Origin of the sequence: Gordonia sihwensis NBRC 108236 (assembly GCF_000333035.1) — a bacterium.
GTDB classification, from domain to species: Bacteria; Actinomycetota; Actinomycetes; order Mycobacteriales; family Mycobacteriaceae; genus Gordonia; species Gordonia sihwensis.
On record NZ_BANU01000001.1, the window covers coordinates 208,257 to 223,114 of the forward strand.

15 protein-coding genes are annotated in these 14,858 nt (G+C 68.9%); 8 read left to right on the top strand and 7 right to left on the bottom strand.

Annotated elements, in window-relative coordinates:
* Positions 1 to 14 precede the first annotated feature (14 nt).
* Positions 15 to 980 (top strand): NADPH:quinone oxidoreductase family protein, encoded by a 966-nt coding sequence (locus tag GSI01S_RS01070; protein WP_174302270.1) that lies wholly within the window; start codon positions 15 to 17, stop codon positions 978 to 980.
* Here GSI01S_RS01070 and GSI01S_RS01075 read toward each other — a convergent pair.
* Positions 925 to 1,959, bottom strand: a complete 1,035-nt coding sequence (locus tag GSI01S_RS01075; protein WP_081598046.1) for a TIGR03617 family F420-dependent LLM class oxidoreductase — start codon at positions 1,957 to 1,959, stop codon at positions 925 to 927. The two genes, GSI01S_RS01070 and GSI01S_RS01075, sit on opposite strands and share 56 nt — an antisense overlap.
* A gap of 43 nt (positions 1,960 to 2,002) precedes the next feature.
* Complete coding sequence (locus tag GSI01S_RS01080) at positions 2,003 to 2,911, bottom strand: amidohydrolase family protein (RefSeq protein WP_039866649.1); 909 nt, start codon at positions 2,909 to 2,911, stop codon at positions 2,003 to 2,005.
* Between the two features lie 193 nt (positions 2,912 to 3,104).
* Between GSI01S_RS01080 and GSI01S_RS01085 the strand changes: the two genes are divergently transcribed.
* Both GSI01S_RS01085 and GSI01S_RS01090 read left to right on the top strand, forming a co-directional pair.
* Positions 3,105 to 4,415, top strand: a complete 1,311-nt coding sequence (locus tag GSI01S_RS01085) for an ion channel protein (RefSeq protein WP_006894436.1) — start codon at positions 3,105 to 3,107, stop codon at positions 4,413 to 4,415.
* A 7-nt stretch (positions 4,416 to 4,422) separates the two neighbouring features.
* Complete coding sequence (locus GSI01S_RS01090) at positions 4,423 to 6,126, top strand: SulP family inorganic anion transporter (protein WP_233500108.1); 1,704 nt, start codon at positions 4,423 to 4,425, stop codon at positions 6,124 to 6,126.
* 8 nt (positions 6,127 to 6,134) lie between these two features.
* Here GSI01S_RS01090 and GSI01S_RS01095 read toward each other — a convergent pair whose 3' ends face one another.
* The 5 genes from GSI01S_RS01095 to GSI01S_RS01115 form a co-directional block, all read right to left on the bottom strand.
* Positions 6,135 to 6,809: a PaaI family thioesterase gene (locus tag GSI01S_RS01095; protein ID WP_006894438.1), complete on the bottom strand. Its 675-nt coding sequence runs from the start codon at positions 6,807 to 6,809 to the stop codon at positions 6,135 to 6,137.
* A 49-nt stretch (positions 6,810 to 6,858) separates the two neighbouring features.
* Positions 6,859 to 7,221: a carboxymuconolactone decarboxylase family protein gene (locus tag GSI01S_RS01100; protein ID WP_039866654.1), complete on the bottom strand. Its 363-nt coding sequence runs from the start codon at positions 7,219 to 7,221 to the stop codon at positions 6,859 to 6,861.
* A 72-nt stretch (positions 7,222 to 7,293) separates the two neighbouring features.
* A complete protein-coding gene (locus tag GSI01S_RS01105; protein WP_006894440.1) occupies positions 7,294 to 8,166 on the bottom strand; it encodes an NAD(P)-dependent oxidoreductase in 873 nt (290 codons plus the stop codon).
* Positions 8,163 to 8,894 carry an SDR family oxidoreductase gene (locus GSI01S_RS01110; protein ID WP_006894441.1) on the bottom strand — a complete coding sequence of 244 codons (732 nt, stop codon included), beginning with the start codon at positions 8,892 to 8,894 and terminating at the stop codon, positions 8,163 to 8,165. Before GSI01S_RS01110 ends, GSI01S_RS01105 begins: the two co-directional genes overlap by 4 nt.
* A gap of 122 nt (positions 8,895 to 9,016) precedes the next feature.
* Positions 9,017 to 10,498 (bottom strand): aldehyde dehydrogenase, encoded by a 1,482-nt coding sequence (locus tag GSI01S_RS01115; RefSeq protein ID WP_006894442.1) that lies wholly within the window; start codon positions 10,496 to 10,498, stop codon positions 9,017 to 9,019.
* A gap of 63 nt (positions 10,499 to 10,561) precedes the next feature.
* On the opposite strand from GSI01S_RS01115, the gene GSI01S_RS01120 reads away from it, so the two are divergent.
* Genes GSI01S_RS01120 through GSI01S_RS01140 form a run of 5 tightly spaced genes read left to right on the top strand, consistent with a single transcriptional unit; the run spans position 10,562 to position 14,858 of the window.
* Complete coding sequence (locus GSI01S_RS01120) at positions 10,562 to 11,158, top strand: TetR/AcrR family transcriptional regulator (protein WP_006894443.1); 597 nt, start codon at positions 10,562 to 10,564, stop codon at positions 11,156 to 11,158.
* A 34-nt stretch (positions 11,159 to 11,192) separates the two neighbouring features.
* Positions 11,193 to 12,440, top strand: a complete 1,248-nt coding sequence (locus GSI01S_RS01125; protein ID WP_039866656.1) for a cytochrome P450 — start codon at positions 11,193 to 11,195, stop codon at positions 12,438 to 12,440.
* Positions 12,437 to 13,270 carry an SDR family oxidoreductase gene (locus GSI01S_RS01130; protein ID WP_006894445.1) on the top strand — a complete coding sequence of 278 codons (834 nt, stop codon included), beginning with the start codon at positions 12,437 to 12,439 and terminating at the stop codon, positions 13,268 to 13,270. The genes GSI01S_RS01125 and GSI01S_RS01130 overlap by 4 nt, the downstream gene beginning before the upstream one ends.
* Positions 13,267 to 14,667: a cytochrome P450 gene (locus GSI01S_RS01135; RefSeq protein ID WP_006894446.1), complete on the top strand. Its 1,401-nt coding sequence runs from the start codon at positions 13,267 to 13,269 to the stop codon at positions 14,665 to 14,667. The genes GSI01S_RS01130 and GSI01S_RS01135 overlap by 4 nt, the downstream gene beginning before the upstream one ends.
* The gene (locus tag GSI01S_RS01140) at positions 14,667 to 14,858 is read left to right on the top strand and encodes a ferredoxin (protein ID WP_006894447.1); all 192 of its coding nucleotides are present in this window, start codon (positions 14,667 to 14,669) and stop codon (positions 14,856 to 14,858) included. The genes GSI01S_RS01135 and GSI01S_RS01140 overlap by 1 nt, the downstream gene beginning before the upstream one ends.

Sequence of the window (14,858 nt, forward strand, 5' to 3'; positions counted from 1 at the left end):
TTACCGTGGAAGTCATGAAAGCACAGGTGATCGTCAATGAAGTGGGCCCGGAAGGCCTGGAACTGCAAGAGATTCCGGCTCCCGAGCCGCAAGCGGGTCAGTACCTGGTGGATGTGCGGTCGTGCGGAGTGTGCTTCCCCGACCTGCTGATGAGCCGCGGCGAGTATCAGCTGCGGCCGCCGCTGCCCTTCGTTCCCGGCACCGAGGTTGCCGGCGTCGTCGCCGCGGCTCCGGAGGGCGGTCGGTTCGCGGTCGGCGACCGCGTGGTCGTCGCATCGATGCTCGGCGGATTCGGTGAGCAGATCGCCGTGGCCGAACAGCAGTTGTTCCCCTTGCCCGACGAACTGAGCTTCGACGAGGGCGCCGCGCTCGGCATCAACTTCCAGACCGCGCTGTTCGCCTTGAAGATGCGGGCGAATCTGCGGACCGGTGAGACCGTCGGGGTGCTCGGTTCCGCGGGCGGCATCGGTGTGGCCTCGATCATCGTCGCCAAGGCACTCGGCGCCCGGGTCGTCGCGGTGGTGCACCGGACCGGCAACGAGGAGATGCTCCGGGCGCTGGGCGCCGACGAGGTCATCGCACTGACCGAGGGGTGGAAGGACCGGGTCCTCGAGCGCACCGGGGGAGGCGTGGACGTGCTGATCGATCCCGTCGGCGGTGAGGTCTTCGACGAGGCGCTCCGCACCGTCGCGCCCGACGGCCGTTTCGTGGTGATCGGCTTCGCCGCCGGCGGCATCCCGACGGTGAAGCTCAACCGCGTGCTCTTCCGGAACATCTCCGTCGTCGGCGCGGCATGGGGCGAATACATCCGGACGCACCCCGAGGTGCCCGGGCTGCTGCACGAGGACATCGTCCGGTGGGTCGGGGAGGGGATGCGACCGCCGGTGAACCACGTCTACGAACTCGCCGAACTGCCGCGGGCGCTCACCGATCTGGCCGAGGGTCGCGTGCGGGGCAAGGCGGTGGTGCGGATCTCGTGACCGAGGCCTCCCGGACCGCGGCGGCGAGGTCCGCGAGCAGGGCCGGATCGGCGCGGTAGGGCGTGTTGAAGCCCAGCCGGTCCACCCACGGTCCGTACCGATCCACCAACTCGGCAGCGCCCGTGCCGATGTCGTCGACGGTGACCGCGACGGCGTCGACCAGCGCGTCGTCGACCATCTGAGCCATCGCCGTCCAGTCGCCTGCGCGTGAGAGCTCGTGCAGCCTGGGGCCGAGCTCGGCGTGGCCGACGGCTTCGAGGACCGGATGGTAGGCGGGCGTGGAGCCGTAGAACGCGACCTGCGTCCGCACGGCTTCGCGCGCCGCCGCGCGGTCGGCTGCGTCGCGCCCGGTGATCACCATCGCCGAGTGGTGGACCTCCGGGACCCGGCGCCGCGCCGACGCCGCGCCTGCGGCCAACGCGGGCAGGGTGGTCTCACGCAGGAACGCGGGCGGGCACAGCGGATGCGAGAGGAATCCGTCGGCCGTCTCGCCCGCGACCGCCGTCATCCTCGGCCCCACGCCCGCAAGCCAGATCGGCGGCGGACCGAAGCCCTCCACCTCTCGCGCGTCGGGCCGGAACAGCGGCGGCATCAGCGTGTGCTGGTAGAACTCGCCGCGGTGGTCGAGGCGGCCGCCCGTCTCCCAGCTGTCCCAGATCGCGCGGATCGCAGTGACCATGTCGCGGATCCGGTCGGCGGGGCGGCTCCACGGCATCCCGTATCGGCGGGTGATGTGCGGCTTGATCTGAGTGCCGAGGCCGAGCACGAACCGCCCGCGTGAATAGGCCTGCAGGTCCCATGCGGTGGTCGCCAGCAGCATCGGGTTTCGGGCGAACGCGATCGCCACCGAGGTCCCGAGCCGTACCCGCTCGGTGCGTTCCGCGGCGAGCAGCAGCGGCAGGAACGGATCGTGGGCGCCTTCGAAGGTCCACACTCCGTCGTATCCGGCCGATTCGGCGGCGGCCGATGCCGCGCCCATCTGCTCCAATCGACAGACGATCGTCGTGTCGACGTACACGGTGTCAGCCGATTCCGAAGAGCGCGGCGGCGTTGTCGTGGAACACGCCGCGCAGCCAGCGGTCGCCGAGGTCGAGCCGGGCGCAGGCGGCGAGCGCCTCGGTGTAGCTGTACGGAATGTTGGGGAAATCGCTGCCGAAGAGGATCTTCTCGCCGACGTCCCGAAGCCGGCCGAAGAGCTCGCGGGGGTACGGCGCCGACTCCTCCGAGAACGCGGTGAACGACATCGTCGTGTCGAGCCGGACGTTCTCGTACCGTTCGGCGAGTGCGAGGAAGGGCTCGTACTCGGGGGTGCCCATGTGCGCGACGATGAGCGGCAGGCTCGGGAACCGCCGCAGCAGTTCGTCGATCGGTTCCGGGCCGGTGAACTCGCCCGGTGCCGGACCCGAACCGCAGTGGATCACCACGGGGATCTGGGCGTCGTCGATCCGTCCCCACACGCCGTCGAGCAGCGGATCGATCGGCGAGTACGCGCCGACCTGGATGTGCGACTTGAAGATCCTCGCTCCGGCGTCGATCGCCTCGGAGACGTACGCCGCGGCCCCCTCCTCCGGGTAGAAGGTCGCCGTCTGAAGGCAGTCCGGGTGCGCCGACGCGAACTCCGCCGCCCAACTGTTGAGCCATCGGGCCATATCGGGTTTGTGGGGATAGATCATCGACGAGTACGCGCGCACACCGAACGCGCGCAGCGTCTCGACGCGGCGGTCCTCGTCGGCCCGGTAGGCGATCGGCCACTGCCTGCCGAGCATCGGGCCGGCGGAGTCGAAGTACGCCCAGACCTTGTCCATCACCCGGCGCGGCATGAAGTGGGTGTGCACGTCGATGAGCCCCGGAATGCCCAGCTCTCGCCAGATGCGCTGAACGGCTTCGGACTCCTCGGCGGAGAAGGGCTCCATGCGATGATCGTCACACATGGCCTCGACGCTACCGAACGGCCGATCGGTGGCCGGCGGACCGGTGGGAACGATCGAGCCGGGTGGGTCATTCGCCGCGGGTGACGCCTCCGGATCCGCCGGCCCACAGTGACCGACCATTGCAGTGACCGACCATTGGGTTACCGACCATGCCGGACGCGTGGGTCGCGCGACGGGCGACGAAAGGACTGCGATGGACGAAACCGGGTCCTGCGCCGCTGCAACGCCGACGGTCCGGTCGCCGGTCGCGCAGATGATCGCGCTGACCCCTGTCGGGATCGCGGTCGGCGCGCTGTGCGCGCTCGGGCTGTGGGGCGTCTCGGCGCTAGCGGAACTGGTTCAGAAACTGGTCTGGGACGATCTCAGTGCCGCGCTCGGCGTGTCCGGCGACAACGGCTGGTTCATCTTCGGGACGCTCACCGCTGTCGGTCTGCTCGCCGGACTCGTGATCCGGTACCTGCCGGGCCATGCCGGCCCCGATCCGGCGACGGAGGGACTCGTCTCCACTCCTCTCGAAATACGCGTGCTCCCCGGCCTCGTGCTCGCCACCGTTCTGACCCTGTCCGGCGGGGTGAGCCTGGGGCCGGAGAACCCGATCATGGCGATCAACGCCGCGATCATCGTCGGGCTGGGTGTCCGGATCGTGCCGAAGCTGGGGCAGAAGGAGTGGATGGGGCTGTCGACCTCGGCCACGATCGGCGCGATGTTCGGGACACCGGTCGCCGCGGCGCTGATGCTGTCCGAACTCAACAGCGGCGATCCCCGCGTCCCGCTGTGGCACCGGCTGTACGTGCCGCTCGTCGCCGCGGCGACCGGTTCGTTCGTGATGCTGCACTTCACCGATCTCGGGCTGTCGATGGGTCTGCCGGACGAGACGATCGGCGGTGTGGTCCACGTGCTCCTCGCCATCGGTGTCGCGGCGGCCGCGGCAACCGTCGGCGTGGTCGGTGCCGCGCTCTTCGACCCCCTGCACCGACTGCTGAACACCCGGTTGCCCGGTCCCGTGGTGCGGCTGACCGTGGCCGGGGCGGTCCTCGGCGGCCTCGGTGCGCTCGGCGGCACCATCACCCTGTTCAAAGGCCTCGAGCAGATGAACGAGCTGCCGGGCGAGGTGGCGACCACCACCGCCATGGGATTCTTCGTGTTCGCGGCGGTGAAGCTGTGCGCGCTGCTGGTCGCCGGGGCGTCAGGTTTCCGGGGCGGCCGGATCTTCCCCGCGGTGTTCATCGGAGCGGCCTTCGGATTCGGCGTTCACACACTCTGGACCTCGATACCGCTGACCCTGTGCGTGAGCGCGTCGGTAGTCGGGATCTCGGTGGCCGCTGCGCGCAACGGCTGGCTGAGTCTGTTCCTCGGGTTGGCGATCGTGCCGCAGATGGATCTCATGGTTCCACTGCTCTTCTCCACGCTCGCGGCGTGGCTGGTGGTGGCTAACGCACCGGAATTGAGTGCTCGGCCGGTCGAGATCCGACGAGGTTCGCAGAATGCGGAGAGGAACGTCTGAGGTGGCCGTGTCAGCGATCATGCGCCGGATCCGAAACATCTCGCGGCCGAGACCAGCGGATGCCGTATCCGGTCTGGTGACCGCGTTGTTCTCCATCCCGGAGGGGATGGCGTACGCGTCGATCGGTGGATTCAATCCGGTCAGCGGTCTGTATTCGGGGATGCTCTCGACACTCGTGGGGTCGATGTTCGCCCGGACCGCGTTGATGGTCACCACCCTGACCAGCGCTATCGCACTGTCGTCGCAGAGTGTGCTGTCCTCGGCCGGCCTCGACCCGCACGACGTCGGGAACATCGCGATGCTGACGGTGGCGGTCGGTGCCGTGATGCTGGTGATGGGTCTGCTGCGCGTCGGCGCGATCATGGACTTCGTCTCGAGCGCCGTGATGACCGGATTCACGGTCGGCATCGCCGTACAGATCGTGGCGGGGGTGCTCGGCGACGTCACCGGCTACGACCCGGAACGGCACAACACCGTCGTGAAGTTCGTCGAGGTGCTCGGACACGTGCCCCAATGGTCGGGGGCGTCGGTGGCGGTGGCGCTCGGCACCGTCGCGGTGTGGGGAGTTCTGCAGTTCGTCAGACCGGTCAAGTCGTACGCCACGCTGATCGCACTCGTCGCGGTCACCGCGGTGGCCGCGGTGACCGGTGCCGACACGGAGACCGTCGGTGATATCGCGAAGGTGCCGAACAGTCTGCCGCCGTTCACGTTTCCGGATCTGAGTGCATTCCCGAACCTCGTTCTCGGAGCGTTCGCCATCGCCCTGGTCGGTCTCGCTCAGGCAGCGGGCATCTCGGCGGCGGTGCCGAACCCGGACGGATCGAAGGCGAGTGCGTCCGGGGACTTCTCGGCGCAGGGTGCGGCCAACATCGTCGGCGGCTTCTTCGGATCGTTGCCGACAGGCGGATCCCTGTCCCGCACAGGTGTCGCGGTCTCCGCGGGCGCGACGAGCCGCTGGGCGGGCGTCTTCGCCGGTGCGTGGCTGGTGGTTCTCGTGCTGATCGCCGGCGCCGCCGCGCAGATCATCCCGATGCCTGTCATCGGGGGACTGCTGTTCGTCATCGGGTTCGAGTTGATTCAGGGTCGATGGGCCGACGTCACTCTGGTTCTGCGCACGGCGCCGCTGAGCGCCGTCGCGATGGTGGCGACCTTCCTCGCGACGACCCAGATCCCCCTGCAGTACGCGATCCTCGTCGGTGCCGGAATCTCGCTGGTGCTGTACTGCGTTCAGGCGGCGCGCAGCGCCCGGCTGCTGGCGCTGGTCCGAGACGACGAGGGCTGGCGTCTGGAAGAACCGCCGAAGACGCTGCCCGCCAACGGGATCACCGTGCTGTACTACGCCGGCGTCGCGCTGTTCGCAGAAGTGCCCCGCATCTCCGAGACGTGGCCGGCGCCGCCCTCCGCACCGGGCCGGTTCGTGGTGATTCTGAACGTACGCGTCCTGCCCGACGTGCCGTCGGCGACACTGCAGAAGCTGCTGCGCGCGAAGGCCGAGGCATTGCGGAAGTCGGGCGGGCGTCTCATGCTCGCGGGCGTCAGTCCCGCGATGATCGACGCGGTGACGCGAGCGGGCCTGGTCCGAGCGCTGGGCGAGGAGAATGTCGTGCCCGCGTCCCGGCATGTCTTCGGTGGTCTCGACACCGCCTACGCCGATGCCCAGCGCTGGCTCGTGGAGACCGACGGGAACGGTCCGGACGCAGGTACGTCCTGACCTCGTCGTCAGGCGTCGTGATCTGCGGCGGTCGCTGCACGCAACTTCGCGATCTGATCCCGGGACGGGAGATTCCTCGGTGAGACCATGATTCCCTCCGCCGTCACCGTCGGACCGTCCGCGTCGCAGAGTTCGGCCCGCACGAAGACCTTCCGTCCCTCCGATCCGGTGGTGCGGGCGCGCAGATCGACGTCGCCGAGAGGTGTCGGGCGCAGGTACTTCACGGTGAGCGTGCCGGTGAAGCAGGGGGTTCCGTTGCCGACGCTGGCCGCTTCGCCGAGCATCTGATCGAGCAGCATGGCCGAGATCCCGCCGTGGACCAGGCCGGCCGGGCCCTCGTACGCGGCGCCGAGCCGTACCCGAGCGGTGGCCGTCCCGTCGTCGTGGTGGTCGACCCGCAGCGGGGGAGCGATGGCGTTGCGCACACCCACGGCCGCGTTGCCCCACGGCATGCCGGTGAAGTCGCGGGTGAACGGCACTCCGTAGCTGCCCGGCTTCTGCGCTGCGCGCAGTGAGGCGGTGACCGCGTCGATCCGCCGGCGCGCGTCGTCCAGATCGTCGTCGGGCACCTCGGTGCGGATCACCGCGTCGATCAGCGCGCGGACCGACTCGGTCAGCGGTTCCACCACGGCGAGCTGCGCAGCGATCTCGTCGGCGCTGAGGTCTACCAATCGAAAGTCCATGCCGGTCAGCCTATGGTCGTGCGCGGTCTCGACGGGCGCGGGTTCGGGCTCAGTGCTCGGACTTCCGGTGCTTGCCGGCGACCTCGCCGAACATCATCGTCATCTTGGTGCCCAGCGGCCAGCCGACGTAGTAGCAGAGGAACAGTCCGATCTCGTTCAGCTCCTCCGGCGTGAGTTCGCCGTTGCCGAGCGCCGCCGCCGCCTGGATCTCGGCGACGTCCACCTGACCGTTGGCGGCCAGCGCGCCGAGGAGTACCAGCCTGCGGTCGCGGTGGGTGAGGCCCTCGCGGCTCCACACCTCGCCGAAGACCTGATCGGCGGTGTGCGCGAAGAAGTCGCCCGGACCGTCGGACATCTCCCAGCCGTACACCTCCGACATCGTCGCCAGGCCCTTGCGGCGTTGCTCGGTCATCGGGGGCAGATCGTCTTGCGGGGTCGGGTTCACAATGCTCCTTCGGTTCGGTTCATTTCGCTGCGCGCCGGATCAGCCGTCGCGGCGTGTGTCGTGGGCGGAATGGGGCACACCGAGTCCGGCGGCCAGATCGGTGAGGGCGCGGCGGCCCAGCGGGAGGTCGACGCCGAGCCGGTCGGCCAGTGTCAGTGCCAGGGTCAGGTCCTTCTCGCCGAGATCGCGGACGTGCGTGAAGACACCGAACCAGAAGTCGTCGGGAGCGATCGGCCCGGTGGTGTCACGAAGCATGATCGCGCCCGCACCGCCGGTGATCGCATCGGTGTGCCGGACCACTCGCCCGAGTTGTGCGATGTCGATTCCGGCGGCCTCGGCGAGTCGGGACGCCTCGGCCGTGGCGGCGAAGGAGACGAAGTGCAGCAGGTTGCGGGCCAGCTTCATCCGCGTTCCGTCGCCGGCCGCCGGGCCGGCATGGACGATGAGATCGCCCGCCGGCGCGAGTGCGGCTCTGGCCCGCTCGTAGCCGGCGCGATCGCCGCCGATCATGATCGCCAGCCGGCCCTCCGCAGCCCCGGGGGCGCCGCCGGAGATCGGAGCGTCGAGCACGACGATCCCGTCCGCCGCGCACGCGGCGGCCTGCTCGGCCGCCGTCTCGGGGGCGATGGTGGAGTGGATCGCGATGAGCGAGCCCGGCGCCAGGTGCGGGCGCAGTTCCCCGATCACCTCGCGGACCTGGGCGTCGTCGCGAACGCAGATGCTGACCAGATCGCTGGCGGACGCGAGTTCGGGCAGACCGTCCACGGCGACCGCGCCCGCATCGACCAGGGTGGCGACGGCATCCGGAGAGAGGTCGAAGACGGTGGTCGGAGCGGATCCGGCCAGGCGCGCAGCCATCGGACCGCCGATGTTGCCGAGCCCGACACAGCCCAGCCGCAGTGCCTCGCTCATGAGCGGATGACCTGTCCGCCGTCGACGTTGAAGATCTGTCCGGTGATCCAGGACGCCTCGTCGGACAGCAGGAACAGACACATGCCGACCAGATCCTGCGGCGTGCCCATCCGCCCCAGCGGGAGCTTGGCGACCATGTCGTCGACCATCGCGGCGGGAGTGGTGGAGCGGGTGGCCTCGGTGTCGATGGGGCCGGGGGCGATCGCGTTGATGCGGATGCGCTGACCGCCGAGTTCGACGGCGAGCTGCTGGGTGAGGCCGTTGACGCCCACCTTGGCCAGACCGTAGAAGCCGCTGTACAGCCAGGCCGCCGTCGACGACTGGTTCACGATCGCCCCGCCGTGCCGCATATGCGGGTAGCAGGCGCGGGTCACGTTGAGCGCACCGTCGAGGTTCACGCTCATGAACTTCTTGTAGTAGTCCCACGGCACGGTGGTCAGGAAGTCGAGCTTCATGCCGCCGTAGATCGCGGCGTTGTTGACGAGCGCGTCGATCTTCCCGCGTTCGTCAACGACGGCCGTCGCGAGCGATGCCGCGGAGTCGGGGTCGGAGACGTCGGTGTGCACGTACATGCCTCCGATCGCGTCGGCCACCGACCGTCCGGCGTCGTCGTTGACATCGGCGATCACCACGTACGCGCCCTCGTCGGCGAGTGCCCGGGCGTAGGCCTCTCCGATGCCTCCGGCGGCGCCGGTGACGATGGCGGTCTTGTCGGCGAATCTGGTCATTGGTGTTCCTTCGGGGTGTTGTGGGGTGTGGGCGGGGGTGGAGGTTTCGACTCGCTTCGCTCGCTCAACCAGCGGGCGGGGCAGGCCGGCGGGAGAGGTGGGAGCGGGAGGGGCCGACCTCCCTATACGGGTGTGGCGACCGCCTTGATCTCGAGGTACTCCTCGAAACCGGCGCGGCCCATCTCTCGCCCGATTCCGCTCTGCTTGTAGCCGCCGAACGGGACGTCGGCGGAGTACCAGATGCCGCCGTTGACGCTCATCGTCCCGGTGCGGACGCCGTCGACCACGGCGTTCACCCGTTCCGGCGATGTGCCCCACACGGCGCCCGACAGTCCGTAGGGGGAGTCGTTGGCGAGATCGATCGCGTCGTCGTCGCCATCGTGCGGGATGATCACCAGCACCGGGCCGAAGATCTCCTCCTGTGCGACGCGAGCGGAGTTGCCGACGCCGGAGATGAGCGTCGGTTCGACGAAGAAACCGCGGTCCAGTCCGGCGGGCCGGCCACCGCCGATCTCGATCACGCCGCCCTCCTCGCGTGCCAGACGCAGGTAGTTCTCGACGCGCTCCCGCTGCCGGGCGGAGATGAGCGGTCCGCAGACCGTTCCCGGGTCCGTCGGGTCCGCCGCGGACAGGCCCGCCATCGCGTTCTTGGTGAGTTCGACGGCGGCCGCGAGCTTCTCGCGCGGCACCAGCAGACGGGTGGTGATGGCGCAGCCCTGCCCGGCGTGAGTCACGACGGAGAACGCCGCCATCGAACAGGCGGCTGCAAGGTCGGCGTCGTCGAGCACGATGAAGGCCGACTTGCCGCCGAGTTCCAGAAAGACCTTCTTGAGCGTGGGCGCGGCGGCGGCCATCACCCTGCGGCCGGTGTCGGTGGAACCGGTGAACGAGACGAGATCGACGCGGGGGTCGGTGCACAGTTGCTCACCGAGTGCGTGGTCGGTGGAGGTGACGATGTTGACCACGCCCGGAGGGCAGTCGGTCTCCTCGGCGATCACCTTCCCGACCAGCGCGGCACACCACGGGGTGTCCGGGGCCGGCTTCAGGACCACGGTGCAGCCGGCGGCGAGCGCCGGACCGATCTTGGCGAAGTTGATCTGGTGCGGAAAGTTCCACGGTGTGATCGCGCCGACCACACCGATCGCCTCGGCGCGCAGCTCTCGCCGGTTCTTGATGCCCATCGGGCTCGCCTCGCCGAGATCGGTGATCCACGAATAGCTCTCGGCGAGGTCGGCGAAGTACCCGAGATCGGTGATCGGCCCCACCAGCTGCGGGCCGTGCGTCAGGAACGTGGGACAGCCCACTTCGGCGACCGTCAGCTCCCGCAGTTCGTCCGCGTGCGCGAGCAGTGCGTCGCGCAGTTGCCGCAGGCAGTGGGCGCGGAAGGCGTGGTCGCGCGACCAGTCGGTCCGATCGAAGGCTCGGCGGGCGGCCTCGATCGCCCGATCCATGTCGGACGCGGTGGCTTCGGCCGCCTGGCCGATCACCTCCTCCGTAGCGGGGTTGACGACGTCGAAGACGCCGCCGGAACCGGGGATCAGGGCGCCGTCGACGAGCAGGTCGGTGGCGGTGTCGGGCCTGAGTGGGAGGCTCGCTCGGGTCATTGTCAGAACTCCATCTGGACAGGTGTCTGGACTTCGGTTCAACCGTAGAGTAGCGTGCGTCACATGTCCACCCCAGTCGAGTCCGCCGGTGTCGCGGCCGAGTCCACCCGGCGGCGCCTGAGTCCGCAGCAGGCCGAGAAGATCACCAAGATGACCGAGGCGGCCGTCGAGATCCTCGCCGCGGACGGCTTCGATGCGCTCTCGGTGCGTGACGTCGCGAAGCGCGCGGGGGTGGCGCCGGCCACCGCCTACACGTATTTCAGCTCGAAGAGTCACCTGGTGGCGGAGGTGTTCTGGCGGCGTCTGGCCGCCGGAGTGCCCGAGGTGGACGCCTCCCTGCCCCGGGCCGAGCGCGTGGCGCAGGTGCTGCGCGGAGTCTCGACCGTGGTCGCCGGAGAGGGACAGCTCGGCGGAGCCGTCACCGTCGCGCTGCTGGGCAGCGACCCGGACTCCGAGCACCTGCGGTGGCGGATCGGCGGGTTCATTCACGACCGCCTCGCCGCCGCGGTCGGTGACGACCACCCCGATGCCCCTCGGGTGGTGGACGCCCTGCAGATGCTCTACGCAGGCGGACTCGTCACCGCCGGCATGGGACACCTGACCTACGAAGCGACATCCGAGCGGCTGGTCGCGGCCGCCGCACTGCTCTTCAACGATTGATGGGAATGAGACGTTGACCGTCACCGACACCGGAATGCAGGAGTCGATTCCGTTCGACCCGTACGACTACGACTTTCACGAGGACCCGTATCCGACCTACGCGCGGCTGCGCCGCGACGCGCCGGTGTACCGCAACACCGACGGCGACTTCTGGGCGCTGGCCCGGCACGACGACGTCTCCGAGGCCTTCCGCGACAACGTGCGGCTGTCGAACAGCTGGGGCGTCTCGATGGATCCGACGTCGTACAACGAGAACGCCGAGTACGCGATGAGCTTCCTGGCGATGGACGACCCGCGCCACCTGCGCCTGCGCAAGCTCGTCTCGAAGGGATTCACGCCGCGCCGGGTCAGCGAGCTCGCACCTCGGATCCACGAGCTGACGAATCGGCACTGGGCGCGCTGCGTGGAGATGGGGGAGTTCGACTTCGTCCACGACTTCGCCGGACTGTTGCCGATGGACGTGGTCTCGGAGCTGCTCGGGGTCGGGCCGTCCGACCGCGCATACCTGCGACGGCAGTCGGATCTGCTGATCCACCGGGAGGAGGGCGTCACCGATGTCCCCGAAGCCGCTGTGCGCGCCTACCTGGAGTTGCACGGCTATTACGCGGAGTTGCTCGCCGACCGTCGCAGACGCCCGGGCGACGACCTCGTCTCCGCGCTGATCGGCGCCGAACTCGTCGGAGACGGGGTGGCCGCGGCGAAGGGCGAGCGCACCACGATGACCGACCAGGAGATCATCGGCTTCATGATGCTCATGGTGGTCGCGGGCAACGAGACCACCACCAAGCTGCTGGCGAATTCCGTCTACTGGGGTCATCGCAGCGGGGGGCAGGTGGCGGGGATCCTCGATGAGGTCGGCGCGGGCGCCGATCCGGCGGCCGTCGTCGGGGACTGGGTCCAGGAGACGCTCCGGTTCGACACCTCCACGCAGATGCTGCTGCGGCGCGTGGTCGACGACGTCGAATACGGCGGCTACACCATTCCCGCGGGCGATCGGGTGCTGCTGCTGATCGGTTCGGCGAATCGAGACGAAGAGGTCTTCGGGCCGGACGCGGACCAGTACCGCATCGGCCGTGACAGCAGCCGCACCATCCTCTCGTTCGGACTCGGCACGCACTTCTGCCTGGGAGCGCACCTGGCCCGACTCGAGGCCGACCTCGGCCTCGCCGAGATCGCCCGAACCGTCAAGAGTTTCGACGTCGACGTCGACGCCGCCGAACGCGTGCACTCGGTGAACGTCCGCGGTTTCGCGTCCCTCCCGATGAAAGTGGTCCCCCGATGAGATTTCAGCCCCATCCCGGACGTCGGCCCGTGCTGGTCGCCGGTGCCTCGTCCGGCATCGGCGAGGCCACCGCCCTGGCCCTCGCCGCGGTCGGCCATCCGGTCGCCCTCGGCGCACGCCGTGTGGAGAAGTGTGCCGCGACTGCCGCACGGATCGTCGCCGACGGAGGCGAAGCGGTCGCCGTCGCGCTCGACGTGACCGACGACGACGCCGTCCGGACCGCGGTCGACGCGGCGCAGGAGGCGCTGGGTCCCCTCGAAGTGGTGGTCGCCGGTGCCGGCGATCTCCAGATCGGCCGAGCCCACGAGATGCCGGTGGACGAGTGGGCGGCGCAGATCGATGTGCACCTGGTCGGCGCGTACCGGCTCTACCGCGCGGTGGCGCCCGCGATGATCGCGCGCCGCCGTGGCGACATCGTGTTCATCAGTTCCGACGTCGTCGCCCACCCGCGTCCGTGGTCGTCGGCGTACGTCGCCGCCAAATGCGGTGTCGAGGGCATGGTCGCCACCATCGACATGGAGTTGGAGGGCACCGGGGTGCGCGCCGGTCTGGTGCGGCCCGGCCAGACGATCACGGGCATGGGCATGAATCTCGATCAGAAGCAGACCGAGGCGATGCTCAACGACTGGATCGCGTTCGGCCTGGCCCGGCACGGCAACTTCCTCACACCCGAGAATCTGGCTTCGGCTGTCATGGCGATGATCTCGATGCCGCCCGGCGCGCACATGCGATCGGTCGACGTCGAAGCCGAGGGCGAGCTCGTACCGCCGGAATCGTCCACCCCCGCCCAGCCCGAACCGGTCGCGCATTCGGAAGGAGCACCGGCATGACCACGAGCGCATCTCACACTGAACCCTCTGACCACGCAGCATCCTCCGACCCTGCAGCATCGATCCGCGTATCCGGCGGAGAGGGCGAGCACGGACACCTCGACGAGCTCGCCACCGATCCGATCGGCCTGTTCCGGCGTGTCCGGGCCGAGCACGGCGACGTCGGGATGTTCCAGCTCGCCGACCGGGAGGTGGTCCTGGTGAGCGGTGCGGCCGCGAACGAAGAGTTCTTCCGCGCGCCCGACGAGGTGCTCGATCAGGGCGCCGCGTACCCCTTCATGACTCCGATCTTCGGTGAGGGCGTCGTCTTCGACACCAGTCCCGAGCGGCGCAGCGAGATGCTGCACAATCAGGCGCTCAAGGGGGCGCACATGAAGCAGCACGCGGTCACCATCCCCGACGAGGTGGAACGGATGATCGCCGGCTGGGGCGACGCCGGCGAAATCGATCTGCTCGACTTCTTCGCCGAACTGACGCTGTACACCTCGTCGTCGTGCCTGATCGGACGCAAGTTCCGCGAAGAGCTGTCGGGCCACATCGCGCACCTCTATCACGAGCTGGAGAAGGGCACCGACCCGATCGCCTACGTCGACATGCACGCCGACATCGAGAGTTTCCGCCGACGCGACGCCGCGCGCGCCGAGTTGGTGGAGTTCATCGGCGGCGTGATGGACCGCCGTATCGCGAACCCGCCGGCCGACTCCGCCGACCGGGATCTGCTCGACGTGCTGGTGTCGCTGAAGAACGACGACGGTTCGCAGATGTTCAGTCCGGACACCGTGACCGGCATCTTCATCTCGATGATGTTCGCGGGCCACCACACCACTTCGGGGACGGCGGCGTGGACGCTGATCGAACTGCTCAAACATCCGGACCATCTCGCCGAGGTCGTCGGCGAACTCGACGGGATCTACTCGGACGGCGTCGAGTACAGCTTCGCTGCGATGCGTCAGATCCCGAAGCTGGAAGGCGCGATCAAGGAGGCGCTGCGACTGCATCCGCCGCTGATCATCCTGATGCGCCTGGTTCAGGAGGACTTCGAGGTCGGCGGGGTCACGGTTCGCGCCGGACAGTCGATCGCGGTCTCGCCTGCGGTCTCGAACCGGCTGCCGGAGGACTTTCCGGACCCGGACTCCTTCGATCCCGCTCGGTACGAGCAGCCGCGGCAGGAGGATCTGGTCAATCGCTGGACGTGGATCCCGTTCGGTGCCGGACGGCATCGCTGCGTCGGCGCGCAGTTCGCGATGATGCAGTTGAAGGCGATCTTCTCGGTGCTGCTGCGCAACTATGAGTTCTCCCTGGTTCAGGAGCCGGACAGCTACCGCAACGACCATTCCAAGATGGTCGTGCAGTTGCAGCAGCCGTGCCGGGTGGCCTACCGGCGGCGGGAGCGGTGATGCGCGTCGTCGTCGATCTGGATCTGTGTCAGGGACACGGGATGTGCGAGTTGGAAGCCCCCGACATCTTCGAGGCGGGCCGTGACGCGGTGACGATCCTGAACGAGAACCCTGACGAATCGCAGCGCGCCGAAGTGGAGGCCGCTGTTCGGTTCTGCCCGACCCAAGCACTGAAGATCGTGGAGGAATGA